Annotated in this window: 14 protein-coding genes, 1 pseudogene and 1 riboswitch; of the genes and pseudogenes, 12 read left to right on the top strand and 3 right to left on the bottom strand. The window is 61.9% G+C overall.

Going from position 1 to position 14,400, the window contains the following annotated elements; translation table 11 throughout:
* Window positions 1-230 precede the first annotated feature (230 nt).
* Complete coding sequence (locus ABEH28_RS15590; RefSeq protein ID WP_346630455.1) at window positions 231-1,541, top strand: PAS domain-containing methyl-accepting chemotaxis protein; 1,311 nt, start codon at window positions 231-233, stop codon at window positions 1,539-1,541.
* 150 nt (window positions 1,542-1,691) lie between these two features.
* The gene (locus ABEH28_RS15595) at window positions 1,692-2,222 is read left to right on the top strand and encodes a GAF domain-containing protein (protein WP_346630456.1); all 531 of its coding nucleotides are present in this window, start codon (window positions 1,692-1,694) and stop codon (window positions 2,220-2,222) included.
* A gap of 120 nt (window positions 2,223-2,342) precedes the next feature.
* On the opposite strand, the gene ABEH28_RS15600 is transcribed toward ABEH28_RS15595, so the two are convergent.
* Window positions 2,343-2,960 carry a polyribonucleotide nucleotidyltransferase gene (locus tag ABEH28_RS15600; RefSeq protein ID WP_346630457.1) on the bottom strand — a complete coding sequence of 206 codons (618 nt, stop codon included), beginning with the start codon at window positions 2,958-2,960 and terminating at the stop codon, window positions 2,343-2,345.
* A 111-nt stretch (window positions 2,961-3,071) separates the two neighbouring features.
* On the opposite strand from ABEH28_RS15600, the pseudogene ABEH28_RS15605 reads away from it, so the two are divergent.
* The 5 genes and pseudogenes from ABEH28_RS15605 to ABEH28_RS15625 all read left to right on the top strand — a co-directional run.
* Window positions 3,072-3,257: pseudogene (locus ABEH28_RS15605) on the top strand (hypothetical protein); the annotation flags it as partial.
* 47 nt (window positions 3,258-3,304) lie between these two features.
* A complete protein-coding gene (locus ABEH28_RS15610; protein ID WP_133774936.1) occupies window positions 3,305-4,891 on the top strand; it encodes an ABC-F family ATPase in 1,587 nt (528 codons plus the stop codon).
* Between the two features lie 321 nt (window positions 4,892-5,212).
* Window positions 5,213-6,439: an MFS transporter gene (locus tag ABEH28_RS15615; protein WP_346630458.1), complete on the top strand. Its 1,227-nt coding sequence runs from the start codon at window positions 5,213-5,215 to the stop codon at window positions 6,437-6,439.
* 216 nt (window positions 6,440-6,655) lie between these two features.
* Entirely contained in the window at window positions 6,656-7,456 is an 801-nt protein-coding gene (locus tag ABEH28_RS15620; protein WP_192173984.1) for an endonuclease/exonuclease/phosphatase family protein, read from the top strand.
* A 129-nt stretch (window positions 7,457-7,585) separates the two neighbouring features.
* Complete coding sequence (locus ABEH28_RS15625) at window positions 7,586-7,768, top strand: KGG domain-containing protein (RefSeq protein ID WP_282373580.1); 183 nt, start codon at window positions 7,586-7,588, stop codon at window positions 7,766-7,768.
* A gap of 120 nt (window positions 7,769-7,888) precedes the next feature.
* On the opposite strand, the gene ABEH28_RS15630 is transcribed toward ABEH28_RS15625, so the two are convergent.
* Window positions 7,889-8,053, bottom strand: coding sequence for a hypothetical protein (locus tag ABEH28_RS15630; protein ID WP_192173996.1), 165 nt, complete (start codon window positions 8,051-8,053; stop codon window positions 7,889-7,891).
* A gap of 77 nt (window positions 8,054-8,130) precedes the next feature.
* Window positions 8,131-8,688, bottom strand: coding sequence for an ATP-dependent Clp protease proteolytic subunit (locus ABEH28_RS15635; protein WP_192173986.1), 558 nt, complete (start codon window positions 8,686-8,688; stop codon window positions 8,131-8,133).
* A gap of 314 nt (window positions 8,689-9,002) precedes the next feature.
* Between ABEH28_RS15635 and ABEH28_RS15640 the strand changes: the two genes are divergently transcribed.
* The 5 genes from ABEH28_RS15640 to ABEH28_RS15660 all read left to right on the top strand — a co-directional run bounded on the left by ABEH28_RS15640 (window position 9,003) and on the right by ABEH28_RS15660 (window position 14,189).
* Complete coding sequence (locus ABEH28_RS15640) at window positions 9,003-9,998, top strand: aldo/keto reductase (RefSeq protein ID WP_346630459.1); 996 nt, start codon at window positions 9,003-9,005, stop codon at window positions 9,996-9,998.
* A 60-nt stretch (window positions 9,999-10,058) separates the two neighbouring features.
* Window positions 10,059-10,781, top strand: a complete 723-nt coding sequence (locus ABEH28_RS15645; RefSeq protein ID WP_346630460.1) for an aspartate/glutamate racemase family protein — start codon at window positions 10,059-10,061, stop codon at window positions 10,779-10,781.
* Between the two features lie 221 nt (window positions 10,782-11,002).
* Window positions 11,003-11,199, top strand: a riboswitch (cobalamin riboswitch).
* Between the two features lie 142 nt (window positions 11,200-11,341).
* Window positions 11,342-12,343 carry an ABC transporter substrate-binding protein gene (locus ABEH28_RS15650; protein WP_346630461.1) on the top strand — a complete coding sequence of 334 codons (1,002 nt, stop codon included), beginning with the start codon at window positions 11,342-11,344 and terminating at the stop codon, window positions 12,341-12,343.
* A gap of 11 nt (window positions 12,344-12,354) precedes the next feature.
* Window positions 12,355-13,386 carry an iron chelate uptake ABC transporter family permease subunit gene (locus ABEH28_RS15655; protein ID WP_346630462.1) on the top strand — a complete coding sequence of 344 codons (1,032 nt, stop codon included), beginning with the start codon at window positions 12,355-12,357 and terminating at the stop codon, window positions 13,384-13,386.
* The gene (locus ABEH28_RS15660) at window positions 13,383-14,189 is read left to right on the top strand and encodes an ABC transporter ATP-binding protein (RefSeq protein ID WP_346630463.1); all 807 of its coding nucleotides are present in this window, start codon (window positions 13,383-13,385) and stop codon (window positions 14,187-14,189) included. The genes ABEH28_RS15655 and ABEH28_RS15660 overlap by 4 nt, the downstream gene beginning before the upstream one ends.
* Window positions 14,190-14,400 lie beyond the last annotated feature (211 nt).

A 14,400-nucleotide genomic window follows, 5' to 3' on the forward strand; every position in this document is an offset into this window, starting at 1 on the left:
CTGTTGTTGAGAGCTGTTCACAGGTTTTTCACATCGAGGGCGGTAGTCTTCAATTGCTCCTCCAAGACTGACTTTAAGCCCGCACCCCCCATCGCGGGCTTTTTCTTGTCCGGAATTCCTTGTCAGCGCCCTCCTTTTATCCACGCATGATCTATACACATTCTGACGACCGGGCTTAATTTCGGCATACGAACGCCGACATCAAGCAGAGGATATCCAAGGAGCGGCAGATGTTTAATTCCAAAGTCAAAAAGCAGGTGGCCACACTAAGCTCGGAGCTGGTCACGCTCAAAAATTTTCATGACGCCCTCATGCAGGAGATGCTGTCGCTGACGGTGGATTCCGACCTGCGCATCACGGACGCCAACAGCAAGTTCTGCGCAGCAATCGGTTACTCCCACGATGAACTGGTCGGCCACCCCATGGCGGCATTTATCCCTTCCTACGTGGCGACCATGCCATGCTTTCGCAACTTCAAGGCCGCAGCCACCAGCGGCACGGCAGTGACCGACGACTACCGCTTCGTCAGCAAAGGCGGTTCGCTGATCTGGCTGCACGCCACCTGGTCGCCGTTGAAAGATGAGCAAGGTCGCCTCGTCGCCTTCAAATGTCTGGCCACCAACGTCACCGCCGAAGTCAACAAGGCCCGGGAAAACGAGTCGTTCATCAACGCCCTGCTGCGGTCGACAGCGGTCATCGAATTCGACCTCGGCGGCCACGTGCTGAAGGCTAACCAGTCCTTCCTCCAGGAAATGGGCTACAGCCAGGATCAGATTCTCGGCAAGCACCACAGCCTGTTCTGTGACCCGAAATTCGCCGCCACCGAAGACTACAAAGCGTTCTGGAAACGCCTGAACAACGGTGAGTTCGTGGCAGACCGGTTCAAACGCTTGAACAGCCGTGGCGATGAAGTCTGGCTGGAAGCGACGTACAACCCGGTCCACGACACCCAGGGCAAGCTTTACAAAGTGGTGAAGTTCGCCACTGTCATTACCGATCAGGTACATCGCGAAGCGGAAATCAGCGTCGCGGCGGGCACTGCCTTCGAAATCTCCCAGCGCACCGATGTCTCGGCCCAGCGTGGAGCAGCGGTGATCAACAACACGGTGGAAACCATGAACGGCATTGCCGACCAGATGCTTTCCGCCTCCCATGGCATGGAAGCGCTGGGCAAGCAATCGCTGCTGATCAGCACCATCGTGCAAACCATCGGTGGCATCGCCCAGCAGACCAACTTGCTGGCCCTTAATGCCGCCATCGAAGCGGCCCGCGCCGGTGAACAAGGGCGTGGCTTTGCCGTCGTGGCGGATGAAGTGCGTCAGTTGGCCGGGCGCACCAGCACGGCCACCGAGGAAATTGTCGCGGTGGTGCAACAGAACCAGAAACTGGTGGATGACGTGGTCAAGGACATGGGCAGCACACGGGTTCAGGCCGAACAGGGCCTGTCGCTGGCCAACCAGGCGGGCAGCGTGATCGTGGAAATTCAGGAGGGCGCGCGGCAGGTCGTGGGGGCGGTGCAGCGATTTACCCACCAGCTCTGACGGCCTCGGCTGCATCTTTTCGACGATCGGCCCCATGGCAAATGGTCGCAGAGAGCAGAGGGGGAGGATACGGGTGCAGCACAAGATGCTAATCTGCGCGACGTACATGCCCCGGCCGGTACGCCACTACACATCGATATGGAGCCGACAATGGCTTTGGATTCCCTGCTCTGCCCGGATTTGCTGACCATTGCCGAGCGTTCGGCGATCGCCGAGGTTGAGGCCACGACGAACATCCTCAGACTCGTGACCCGGCTGACCGGCATGCGCTTTGCGGGCATCGCCAAGTTCACCGATGCCGAGTGGGTCGCCTGCGCGGTCTATGACGAGATTCACATCGGTATCCAGGAAGGCGAAGTCCTGGAGTTGGAATCAACACTGTGTAACGAGCTGATCGAAAACCCGAAGGCGCTGATCATCCCCAGCATCAGCAAAAGCGAGCACTATGCGGGTCGCCCGGTGGTCAAGCGTTACGCCATCGAAAGCTACATCGGCGTACCGATCTCCCTGCCCGACGGCCAACTCTTCGGCGCGCTGTGCCTGCTCGACTCCAAGGCCAGCACCTTCGAGAACCCCGACCTCGTCGAAACCCTTGGGCTGTTCTCCCGACTGATCGGCTGCATCGTGTTCTCCCATTACTCCACGGTGAACAAGGTCAGGACGCAGGTCGAGCACGCTTGATCAGGTGATGCAATTCGGGAGCGGCGTCAGGGCCGCTCACGCTTAGCCACCTTCATCAGGCCACGTCACCTCGTCGGTCACGTGGCGTCGTAGTCCCTGAGCGCCAGCGATAGCTTTTACTCACTCGCCGGTAACAGTCTTCACAAGTGCAGAGTGGCCTTTCGGGTTGTCCGCGTTGGTAATCACTGTTACGACTGCGGACTGTGTACCAGAGGCAGCGGCCACGGTAGTCGCGAGCATCGGCTTACCACCCGCACTGAAAGAGGCATCGAGCTGACGCAAGCCCAACCCACTGGCTTTAACGATGCTTTTTTCCCCAAGTTTTTTATAGTTTTGGTAATCGGTACGTTGTTGCAGCGCCGTGCCGGTCAGTAGACCGTTCAAGGCGGTTTCGTCGTTGTCGGAATCGACGGCTGTCGCAAGGGGAACCTGCCCGGTGATCAGCACGCTTTTTTCTGCTTTGTTGAGGTAGTTGGCGCCGGTCATGCCCATGGCAGTCGCTCTAGGGTCGATTGGCGCAGGATCTTTGACAAACCCCGCCGGTACGTTGACTGAAAGCTTGCCCCCTAACATCGAGGCCTGCTGGGCGGTGTAACTGCTCTGCGCCTCTGGCGGTGAGGCGGCCAGAGCGGCCGTGACGCCAACGGTCATTGACACGGCCAGGCTCAATGTGAGATTCAGCGCGCCTTTTTTTAGCGATCGGTTCGTCACGGCAGGCAAATTCCATTTATTCAACATAGTCGATTCCAGAAATGATCACAGGGAGATTCAAGCGACTCTAGCCAGTACAGAGCCCAGCGTAGAGCCACCTTTACGCATTCAGCTGACAGGTCCTTCAGACATTTGTTCCAGAGTCCGCCATACAACTGTCGTCATACTTATGCGACACTACGCGCAATGTCTGGAACGAATCCCTCCTTTATCGCCCAACAGCTCGGACGCCCCGTCCAGATGCTGCTCTCGACATATGCGCGCTGGCTCTGCTCCAGCGGTGATTGGGGGGAAATGGAAAACTCAGAAATGCCCCAGGATTGACCCAAGGTCACATCTAGCAACCCGCAACCCATTGATAGGTAAGGTAATTGATTTCCACAGCTAACATCACCATGCAGTTTGGCGCCAAGCCGCTGTTCGAGAACGTTTCGGTCAAATTCGGCGGTGGCAATCGCTATGGCCTCATCGGCGCCAATGGCTGTGGCAAGTCCACCTTCATGAAGATCCTCGGCGGCGATCTGGAGCCGTCTGGCGGCCAGGTGATGCTTGAGCCGAACGTGCGTCTGGGTAAATTGCGCCAGGACCAGTTCGCCTACGAAGACTTCACCGTCATCGACACCGTGATCATGGGTCACGAAGAGCTGTGGAAGGTCAAGGCCGAGCGCGATCGCATCTACTCGCTGCCGGAAATGACCGAAGAAGACGGCATGGCCGTCGCCGAGCTGGAAACCGAATTCGCTGAAATGGACGGCTACACCGCCGAATCCCGTGCCGGTGAGCTGTTGCTCGGTCTGGGCATTGGCATCGAGCAGCACAACGGGCCGATGAGCGAAGTGTCGCCGGGCTGGAAGCTGCGCGTGTTGCTGGCCCAGGCGCTGTTCTCCGATCCTGAAGTGCTGTTGCTCGATGAACCGACCAACCACCTGGACATCAACACCATTCGCTGGCTGGAAAACATCCTGACCCAGCGTTCCAGCCTGATGATCATCATTTCTCACGACCGTCACTTCCTCAACAGCGTGTGCACCCACATGGCTGACCTGGATTACGGCGAGCTGCGCCTGTTCCCGGGCAACTACGACGAGTACATGACCGTGGCGACCCAGTCCCGCGAGCAGTTGCTGTCGGACAACGCCAAGAAGAAAGCCCAGATCTCCGAATTGCAGTCGTTCGTCAGCCGCTTCTCGGCCAACGCCTCGAAAGCCAAGCAGGCCACGTCCCGCGCCAAGGCGATCGACAAGATCCAGCTGGCCGAGGTCAAACCGTCGAGCCGCGTCAGCCCGTTCATCCGCTTCGATCAGAACAAGAAGCTGCACCGTCAGGCGGTCATCATTGACCAAATGGCCAAAGGCTTCGACGGCAAGCCGCTGTTCAAGAACTTCAGCTTCCAGGTTGAAGCCGGCGAGCGCGTTGCGATCATCGGCCCGAACGGTATCGGTAAAACCACTCTGCTGCGCACCCTGGTCAATGAGCTGACCCCGGATGCCGGCACGATCAAGTGGACCGATGCGGCAGAGCTGGGTTACTACGCCCAGGACCACGCCCACGACTTCGAAGACGATGTCACCCTGTTCGACTGGATGGGGCAATGGACCCAAGGTGAGCAAGTCATTCGCGGCACCCTGGGCCGGATGCTGTTCTCCAACGACGAGATCCTCAAGTCGGTCAAGGTCATTTCCGGTGGTGAGCAAGGCCGCATGCTGTTCGGCAAGCTGATCCTGCAGAAGCCGAACGTGCTGATCATGGACGAACCGACCAACCACCTGGACATGGAGTCGATCGAGGCGCTGAACCTGGCGCTGGAGAACTACCCGGGCACGCTGATCTTCGTCAGCCACGACCGCGAGTTCGTCTCGTCCCTCGCCACCCGCATCATCGAGTTGAGCCCAAGTGGCGTGACCGACTTCAGCGGCACCTACGACGATTACCTGCGCAGCCAGGGCGTCGCGTTCTGATCAGGGTCATGCACTGACAGAGCCATGCTGAAAACAAGAAGCCCCGTCCATCGTGACGGGGCTTTTTTGTGACAGTGGGACCGGCTTCAGCCGGGAAGACGCCAGGCCAGGCGCCCCCGATCCTGCGGTGTGACATCCGACGCTTTCCCGGCTAAAGCCGGTCCTACGAAGGCAAATGCAAACACTCGCAGGACCGGCTTTAGCCGGGAAAGGGCGAGTCCGGGTGTCCTCTGATTCTGGAGAAAAACCGTTAGCCAGCTTTCATTTCCTGACACCACGGGCGATGATGCGGCACTCCCACCGCTCCAGCGAAGAGTCCCCATGTCTGCCGCCCTGCCGCCCGATGCGCCTGCCCATTCCCCCACCCATGACGCCAGTTCGATGGCGATCACGCTTCAAATCGTCTCCATCGTCGTCTACACCTTCATCGCCTTCCTGTGCATCGGCCTGCCCATCGCGGTGATGCCCGGCTACGTGCACAACCAGCTGGGCTTCAGCGCCGTGATTGCGGGGCTGGTGATCGGCGCGCAGTACCTGGCGACGCTGTTGAGTCGTCCGGTGGCGGGACGCATCTGCGACACCATCGGCACCAAGCGCGCCATTGTTTACGGGCTGTCGGGCATCGCGTTGAGCGGCGTGCTGACGTTGGCAGCAATCCTTCTGGAGCGTTTCGCCGGAGTCAGTCTGACCATCCTGATCATCGCTCGCCTGTTCCTCGGTGCGTCCCAGGGCTTGATCGGCGTCGGCACCATCAGCTGGTGCATCGGCCAGGTCGGTTCGGAGCACACCGCCCGCTCGATCTCCTGGAACGGCATCGCGTCCTACGGCGCCATTGCGATCGGCGCGCCGCTGGGGGTGGTGATGGTCGGCGCGATGGGCTTTGCCAGCCTGGGCGTGGTGCTGTTCGTGCTGGCCGCCGGGGCACTGTTGTTGATCCGCAACAAGCCGGCGATCCCTGTGATGCGCGGCGAGCGCCTGCCGTTCTTCTCGGTGTTCGGCCGGGTGGCGCCGTTCGGCCTGAGCCTGACCCTGTCCTCCATCGGCTACGGCACGCTGACCACGTTCATCACCCTGTTTTACCTGGCCCGTGGCTGGGAAGGCGCGGCCTGGTGCCTGACGGTGTTCGGCGTTTGTTTCATCCTGGCGCGGTTGCTGTTCATCAACGCGATCAACCGCTTCGGCGGCTTCCGCTCGGCGATCGTCTGCATCTCGGTGGAAACCCTGGGGCTGTTGCTGTTGTGGCTGGCACCCGATACCACTTTCGCCCTGATCGGCGCGGGGCTGACCGGTTTTGGTTTGTCGCTGGTGTACCCGGCACTGGGCGTGGAAGCCATCAAGCAGGTTCCCAACAGCAGTCGCGGCGCGGGGCTCAGCGCCTATGCGGTGTTCTTCGACCTGGCCCTGGCCATTGCCGGGCCGCTGATGGGCGCGGTGGCGCTGGGCATGGGCTACGGCTGGATTTTCTTCTTCGCGGCGCTGTTGTCGGTGGCGGCGTTGACGCTGGCGGTGGTGCTGTCGCGCAGGGCGCCGGTCGACACGCGGGTGTAGCGAGCGCAGCGTCTCAAAGCTTCCCGGCTGAAGCCGGTCCTACAGAGAGCCCGCGTTGGTTCAGTAGGACCGGCGTCAGCCGGGAAGAGGCCGGCGACTCTGCAACAGCGCTCACTCGCTGTTGAAATCCCCCGGCCACAGCCCGTCCCACCTAAAAGCTGAACTGCCGCCTCGCGTCCCGGTCCGAATAGCACATCCCCGAACAGGAGTGAGGGCGTGACCCCCGATCCCGCTGGCTCGAACGCTACCCCTCCGGACCCGGCCACGTTGCGCGAAGTCCACAAACTGCGCGTGCTGACCGTGAACACCCACAAGGGCTTCACCGCCCTGAACCGGCGTTTCATCCTGCCGGAGTTGCGTGAAGCCGTGCGCAGCACCGGTGCCGACCTGGTGTTTCTCCAGGAAGTCCTCGGCGGCCATGACCGCCACGCCGCCAAGTACGAAGACTGGCCCGACACGCCGCACTACGAATTTCTCGCCGACAGTATGTGGACGGACTTCGCCTACGGCCGCAACGCGGTCTACCCCGATGGCCACCACGGCAACGCGCTGCTGTCCAAATACCCGATCCTGCATTACCGCAATCTGGACATCTCGATCACCGGGCCGGAACGCCGGGGCTTGTTGCACTGCGTGCTGCAAGTGCCAGGGCATGCCGAGGTCCATGCGATTTGCGTGCACCTCAGCCTGCTGGAAAGCCATCGCCAGTTGCAGCTGAACCTGCTCTGCGATCTGCTCGACTCCCTGCCCGAGGACGCACCGGTGGTGATCGCCGGCGACTTCAACGACTGGCAGCTCCAGGGCAACAAGCGCCTGCAGCGCTGCGGCTACCTGCATGAAGCCTTCGAGCGCAGTCAGGGCCGGCTGGCGAAAACGTACCCGGCGCGCTTCCCGATGCTGCGCCTGGACCGGATCTACCTGCGCAACGCCACCAGCCACCAACCAAAAATCCTCGGCACGCGGCCATGGACGCATCTGTCCGATCACCTGCCGCTGACCGTCGAAGTGCACATGTAACAGCGGGCATCACTCGTCACCGCCGTTGGTCTGCCAGCGAGTCGACGGGTTAAACGATTGCGTGAACGCCCCCTCACAGTTAAGGCGAGGCACCTGTCTCGCCTTCTCAATAACAAGAGGTCTGCGATCATGGCTAACACCGGAAAGTCGAACCCTGGCAATTTTGCGAACGATAAAGAGAAAGCGTCCGAAGCCGGCAAGAAAGGCGGACAGGCTTCAGGCAGCGGCAATGCCGGAAGCGATATGAAGAAAGAATCGGGTGCAGGCGCGAGCGGCACCGGCAAGAAAGGCGGCTCAGGCGGCAAGTCGTAACGACGTGCGGCTGAGTGAAGCGAGCGAGGGCCAAGGCTCTCGCTCTTTTGTTTGAGCATCAGTCAAAAAAGCAATGTAGGCCTCGTAGCAAGCACAGGTTGTCAGCGGCACCCTCCCCCCTCATTTATCCGGATCGATCAGCGGCACCGTGGCGTCCCGATCAAACTGGGAACCCGGGTCTTCGTTGCCCGGATCCATGTCGGCGTCAAATCCTGTCTCTTCGTCACCCGGCTGGGGAGCGGGGCGCGGCGGAACGGGTGCAGCGTCAGGTGTATGGGATTGCATGGCAGTCACCTCTCGTTTCAATGTGGCCGATAATAGAGTCAGAGGGCTCGACAACGACCGGGTTCAATGGATCGAGCTTAGCTGGCGCTGACGGTCCAGTGCACGGCGTCTTCGGCAAACTGCAATTGCTCGACACGATGGGCAATGCCGCACGCCAGGGAGTCTTCGGCGCGGATCACCTTCTCCTCCGCTGACAGGCAGCGCCCTATGTCTAGCGGGTGCAGCGCGCTCACGGTCTCGCTCTGGTAGATATTCACGTAGCGCTGCAGGTCGTTGTCCAGGCTGCGCAGGTATTCGCGCATGCGTGAGTGGTCCACCGAGCTCTGGTTGAAGTACCAGCTCATGGGGTGGATCAGAAAACGCGAATGGGGGCAGACAATCCGCTCTTGAGCCGCCAGGTAGATGACGATGCCCATGGATTCGATGTTGCCGCTGTTCAACGCGCGGATCGGCACTTTCAGGGATTTGAGGAAGTTGTACAGGGTGAATCCCAGTGCGGTGCTGCCGCCGGCGGTCGACAGATTCAGCAGCAATCCGGTCGCGCCCTTGCCGAGGGCTTCCAGGCAGCGATCGCGAAAATGCTCGGTGCTGGCCTGATCGACCCCGCAGTGGAAATGAATGATGTGCTCGCTCATCGGCGGCCTCGCTGGTCATGGATGGCTTACTCACGGGCCTCTTCCCGGCTAAAGCCGGTCCCACAGAGAAATCGCAGGAGCCGGTCACACGAGGAATCGCAGGAGCGGGTCCCAGTGAGGTACCGCAAATAGCGAGATTTGCATGGACTGAGGATAGCCGCTCGCTGGGCATGTGAAAGCACACGCTCGCCCATTCCGAAGAACCCCTGCGGCAATCAGCAGTCAGTAAAGAAGCTTCGCCGGTTTCATCGTGCTCGATCCGGGCCATGAACCGCGCGCCATCCAACACGCCCCACCGCACAGGACACCCCCCAATGAGTCTGCACGACAAGATCATCGGCCGCCTCGGCTTCGGCTCCGCGCCGCTGGGCAACATGTTCCGCACCATCGATGAAGATGAAGCTGCGGCCACCGTTCAATCCGCCTGGGATCAAGGCATTCGCTATTTCGACACCGCGCCCATCTACGGCGCCGGCTTGTCCGAGCAGCGCCTGGGCAAGGCCCTCGCCGGCGTCCCACGCGACCAGTACACGCTGAGCACCAAAGTCGGCCGGCTGATTTCCGACGAGATCGACACCGAGACCCGCAGCGGCCCGTTCGCCGAAGGCCTGAAAAACAAGATCGTCACCGATTATTCCGCCGACGCCACGCTGCGTTCCATTGAAGCGAGCCTGGAGCGGTTGAACACTGATCGTCTGGATATCGTGTTTGTCCACGACATCGCGCAGGACGCCCACGGCGATGCCTGGATCGAGCATTTCAATATCGCCCGCACTGGCGCTTTCCGCGCCCTCACCCGCCTGCGTGAAGAAGGCGTGATCATGGCCTGGGGCTTGGGCGTCAATCGCGTCGAGCCGTGCGAACTGACGCTGGATCTGGAAGAAGCCCAGCCCGATGGTTTCCTGCTCGCCGGCCGTTATTCGCTGCTCGATCACGACCAACCGCTGCAACGGCTGTTCGACAAGGCCCGTCAGTACAACGCCGAATTCGTCGTCGGCGGGCCTTACAGCTCCGGCGTGTTGGTGGGCGGCAAGCATTTCGAGTATCAGGAGGCGTCGCCAGCGATGCTCGACAAGGTGGCGCACATTCAGGAGATCGCCCGTCAGTACCAGGTGGACATCAAATCGGCAGCGCTGCAATTTGTCCTTGCCAACCCGCTGGTGGCGGCGGTGATTCCGGGTGCCAGCCGCCCTTCGCGGATCATCGAGGACGTCACCGCGCTTAACGCACAGGTGCCGGATGGTTTCTGGCAGGCCATGCGCGATCAGGGCTTCATCGCCCTGCAGGCGCCCGTGCCGATGAAAGACTGATATCGTGGGCAACGACGCCGGGCCAGACGCCCGGCCTTGTTTTCTGCGCGAGATCTGTCCATGCGAATTCTGATCGTCAACGTCAACACCACCGAATCGATGACCGAGACCATCGCCGAGCAGGCCCGCAGCGTGGCCTCGCCTGGCACCGAGATCATCGGCCTGACCCCGCGCTTCGGCGCCGAGTCGGTGGAAGGCAATTTCGAAAGCTACCTGGCGGCCATCGCGGTGATGGACCGGGTGATGTCCTACGAAGGGCCCTATGACGCCGTGATTCAGGCCGGTTACGGCGAACATGGCCGCGAGGGTTTGCAGGAATTGCTCGAGGTGCCGGTGGTGGACATCACCGAAGCGGCGGCCAGCCTGGCGATGCTGCTGGGGCATAAATACGCGGTGGTCACCACGCTGGACCGCACCGTGCCGCTGATCGAGGATCGCCTGAAACTGGCCGGCGTGTACGAACGCTGCGCGTCGGTGCGGGCCAGCGGCATGAGCGTACTGGAGCTGGAGGAATCGCCCGAGCGTGCGGTCGAGGCGATCGTTGAGCAGGCCATGGAAGCAGTGAGTCGGGACAAGGCCGAGGTGATTTGCCTGGGCTGCGGCGGCATGGCCGGGCTGGATCAACTCATCCGTGACCGCGCCGGTGTGCCCGTGGTGGATGGCGTGACCGCTGCGGTGGCACTGGCGGAATCACTGGTGAGTCTGGGGTTAAAGACTTCAAAAGTGCGCACCTATGCGACGCCACGGCCGAAGAAGATCGTGGGTTGGCCGTTTAAGCTCTAAGCCGGTGGTGTTGAGCTCACGCCGATGGCGCTGCAAACACATACCTTGTGGGAGCGAGCTCGCTCGCGAAGACTGCATTCCAGCCGCAGAAGATTTAGCGGATGTGCTGGCCTCTTCGTGAGCAAGCTCACTCCCACAGGTGTTGCGTCCGTCCAGTTACTGCGAGGTGTCAATACATCTCCGGCGCACCGCCTCCGCATTCGCCTCCACCCGCCGAATCGTTTAGTATCCCCGCCGCCGGTTTCCGCTCGGAATTAATAGGGAATCCCCAGGCGCGTGCTCCGCGCTAAAAGGGAACTGTCCCCGCAACTGTAGGCGCTGAGCCCTGCTTCCTGTTTGCCACTGGGTGACCCCGGGAAGGCCGAAGCACGGCGATGAAGCGCCAGTCAGGAGACCTGCCGGCCAGCATATTCATTCACCGGCGGGGTGTCCGGGGAAGGACTCCCGTTCGTGCGTCGTTCGCGCGCACTGTGCTCGCCCTCATCGTAGGGGCGCCTGTCGGGATGGACTTTCCAGTGCCTGCTTCGCCAAGCATTCAGGCTATCTGGAGATCGCTGTTCATGCCGCTGCGCCGCCTCGCCGCCCTGCTCGTCACCCTGACTTTGCCCACTGCCGCCCTCGCGGCGTCGACGATTTACCCCTTGACCGTGGACAACTGCGGCCAAGCGCTGACCTTCACCCACGCCCCGCAGAAAGCCGTGACCATCGGCCAGGCGGCCACCGAGATGCTCTATGCCCTCGGACTGGGTCCTAACGTCGTCGGCACGTCGCTGTGGTTCAACCCCGTCCTGGCCCAGTACCAAACCCTCAACGACGGCATCGCTCGGCTCGCGGATAACGCGCCGAGTTTTGAATCGGTGATCGGCAAACGCCCGGATTTCGTCCCGGTGCAGTTCGAGTGGATGGTCGGGCCACAGGGCGCCGTTGGTACCCGCGAGCAGTTCCGCGACCTGGGCATCCCGACCTACATCCTGCCGTCCGATTGCGAGGGCAAGAACAACCGGGTCGGCGCCGACGGCACGCGCCTCGAAGCCTTCCGCATCGACACGCTGTACAAAAGCCTGCGGCAGCTGGCGCAGATTTTCGACGTGCAGGACCGTGGCGAGCAGTTGATCGCGGATTACCAGGCGCGAATGGCTCGGGCTGTGGCGCAGGCGAACGCCCATGCCAACCCGCCCGTCTCGGCGGTCTTCTGGTTTTCCAGCCCGGACATCAACGTCGATCCGTACGTGGCCGGACGCAAGGGCATTCCCAACTTCATGCTCGACACCCTCGGCATGCGTAACGTCATCGACTCCGACGAGGAATGGCCGACCGTGGGCTGGGAAACCATCGCCAAGGCCAACCCGACGGTGCTGGTCATCGCGCGGATGGACCGTCGCCGCTTCCCGGCCGACGATCACGAGAAGAAGCTGGCCTTCCTCCGCTCGGACCCGGTCACACGGAATATGGATTCGGTGAAAAACAATCGCATCGTGATCATGGACGCCAGCGCCATGGAGTCCAGCGTACGGCTGTTCGACGGCATCGAACAACTGGCCCAGGCCACTCAAGCGCAATGACGTCATTCAGCATGCCCCGTTCCAGCGTCGTTCGAATCTTCGTCCACGGTGCTTGGGCCCTCGCGTTGCTGGCGTTGGCGGTGCTGGCGGGCGTGGCGATCGGCGAGACGTCGATCAGCCTGCCGGTGATCGTTCAGGTGCTGGCGAACAAGCTGTGGGCCGCAGGCTATCCCCTCGACCCTATCGACGAGGGCATCGTCTGGAATTACCGCCTGACCCGGGCCATCGTTGCCGCCACCTGCGGCGCAGGGCTCGCCGTGTCGGGCGTGGTCTTGCAATCGCTGCTGCGCAACCCGCTGGCCGATCCCTACTTGCTGGGCATTTCCGCCGGCGCTTCGACTGGCGCGGTGCTGGTGGCGATCATCGGCATCGGTGCCGGGACGATTTCACTCTCCACCGGCGCGTTTGCCGGGGCGATTGCTGCCTTCGCGCTGGTCGCCCTGCTCGCCCGCTCCTCTCGGGGCCAGACCGCTGCCGGCCAGATCATCCTGGCGGGCATTGCCGGGTCCCAGCTGTTCAACGCCCTGACGTCCTTCCTGATCACCAAGTCGGCCAATGCCGAACAGGCCCGCGGGATCATGTTCTGGTTGCTGGGCAATCTCAGCGGCGTGCGCTGGTCGTCGGTGGCGCTGTCGGTGCCGGTCGTGGTGCTCGGCTTGCTGGTGTGCCTGTGGCATCGGCGCGCGCTGGATGCGTTCACCTTTGGCAGCGATTCAGCGGCGTCCCTGGGCATTCCGGTACGCCGGGTGCAGGCCGTGCTGATTCTCACCGCCGCGCTGATGACGGCGGTGATGGTGTCGATCGTCGGCTCCATCGGCTTCGTCGGGCTGGTGATTCCCCACGCGGTGCGCCTGATGGCCGGGGTGCGCCACGCGCGTCTGTTGCCCTTGAGCGCCCTGATCGGCGCGCTGTTCATGATCGCCGCCGACGTGCTGTCGCGCACCTTGATCAAGGGTCAGGTGTTGCCGATCGGGGTCATCACGGCGCTGGTGGGCGCGCCGGTTTTTGCCATGATTCTGGTCCGCGGGAATCGTCCTCGATGAACGCCCGTGAGGAGGTGCCCGGCACCATGCTGGAAGGGAGTGACCTGAGTTATTCGGTCAAGGGCGCGCAACTGCTCAGTGGGGTGAGCCTGGCGATTCGGCCGGGGGAAAACCTGGGGATCGTCGGGCCGAATGGCTCGGGGAAGTCGACGCTGCTGAAGCTGCTGGCGGGGATTCAAAAGCCGTCTCGGGGCGACGTTCACTTGGGCGGGAGGCGCTTGTCGTCGCTGAGCCGGCGGGACATTGCGCGGCAGGTGGCGGTGGTGGAGCAGCACGCGCAGACGGGTGATTCGATCAGTCTGTTGCAGGCGGTTGAGTTGGGCCGTACGCCGTGGCTGTCGGCGCTGGCGCCGTGGGGCGCGGACGATGACCGGATTGTGGCGCAGGCGCTGGCGGATGTGAGTTTGCAGCACTTGGGGCATCGGGCGTGGCATACGTTGTCGGGTGGGGAGCAGCAGCGGGGGCATATTGCGCGGGCTTTGGCGCAGCGCCCGCAGGTGTTGTTGCTGGATGAGCCGACGAATCATCTGGATATTCAGCAGCAGTTGTCGATTTTGCGGTTGGTGCAGGATTTGCCGGTGACGACGGTGGTGGCGTTGCATGATTTGAATCAGGCGCTGGGGTGTGATCGTCTGGCAGTGATGGATGGGGGGCGGTTGGTGGCGTTGGGTTCGCCCTTTGATGTGTTGTCGCCGGAGCTATTGGGTGAGGTTTTTGGGGTGCGGGGGCATTGGTTGGTTGATCCGTTTGACGGGGCCAAGGTGTTGAGGTTGAGGGCGCCAGGATCAAAGGCGTCGGCCTAACGGCCTCGTTTTCGCCTTCGGCGAGTTACTTGGAAAAGCACCCCAAGTAACCAAGGGTGCTTGCTCCTGGTTGGGTTCCTCCTTCGTCGGAATACCTTCACTCCGGTCTCGCTCCGTGGGCCCGCGCCGAACGGGCATCCATGCCCTGACGGCGCTCTCGCCGCATCCATGCGGCTCGGCCCACTCCGCGAGACCTCCGTTCAGCCTGCAC

The organism is Pseudomonas sp. Ps21-P2 (assembly GCF_039672565.1).
Taxonomy (GTDB): domain Bacteria; phylum Pseudomonadota; class Gammaproteobacteria; order Pseudomonadales; family Pseudomonadaceae; genus Aquipseudomonas.

What these genes read in the sequence shown, in the direction of transcription:
- ABEH28_RS15630 (WP_192173996.1), bottom strand. Translation starts at nt 8,053, where the DNA reads ATGCAATCCCATACACCTGACGCTGCACCCGTTCCGCCGCGCCCCGCT.
- ABEH28_RS15590 (WP_346630455.1), top strand. Translation starts at nt 231, where the DNA reads ATGTTTAATTCCAAAGTCAAAAAGCAGGTGGCCACACTAAGCTCGGAG.
- ABEH28_RS15615 (WP_346630458.1), top strand. Translation starts at nt 5,213, where the DNA reads ATGTCTGCCGCCCTGCCGCCCGATGCGCCTGCCCATTCCCCCACCCAT.
- ABEH28_RS15625 (WP_282373580.1), top strand. Translation starts at nt 7,586, where the DNA reads ATGGCTAACACCGGAAAGTCGAACCCTGGCAATTTTGCGAACGATAAA.
- ABEH28_RS15640 (WP_346630459.1), top strand. Translation starts at nt 9,003, where the DNA reads ATGAGTCTGCACGACAAGATCATCGGCCGCCTCGGCTTCGGCTCCGCG.
- ABEH28_RS15635 (WP_192173986.1), bottom strand. Translation starts at nt 8,688, where the DNA reads ATGAGCGAGCACATCATTCATTTCCACTGCGGGGTCGATCAGGCCAGC.
- ABEH28_RS15660 (WP_346630463.1), top strand. Translation starts at nt 13,383, where the DNA reads ATGAACGCCCGTGAGGAGGTGCCCGGCACCATGCTGGAAGGGAGTGAC.
- ABEH28_RS15650 (WP_346630461.1), top strand. Translation starts at nt 11,342, where the DNA reads ATGCCGCTGCGCCGCCTCGCCGCCCTGCTCGTCACCCTGACTTTGCCC.
- ABEH28_RS15595 (WP_346630456.1), top strand. Translation starts at nt 1,692, where the DNA reads ATGGCTTTGGATTCCCTGCTCTGCCCGGATTTGCTGACCATTGCCGAG.
- ABEH28_RS15600 (WP_346630457.1), bottom strand. Translation starts at nt 2,960, where the DNA reads ATGTTGAATAAATGGAATTTGCCTGCCGTGACGAACCGATCGCTAAAA.
- ABEH28_RS15645 (WP_346630460.1), top strand. Translation starts at nt 10,059, where the DNA reads ATGCGAATTCTGATCGTCAACGTCAACACCACCGAATCGATGACCGAG.
- ABEH28_RS15655 (WP_346630462.1), top strand. Translation starts at nt 12,355, where the DNA reads ATGCCCCGTTCCAGCGTCGTTCGAATCTTCGTCCACGGTGCTTGGGCC.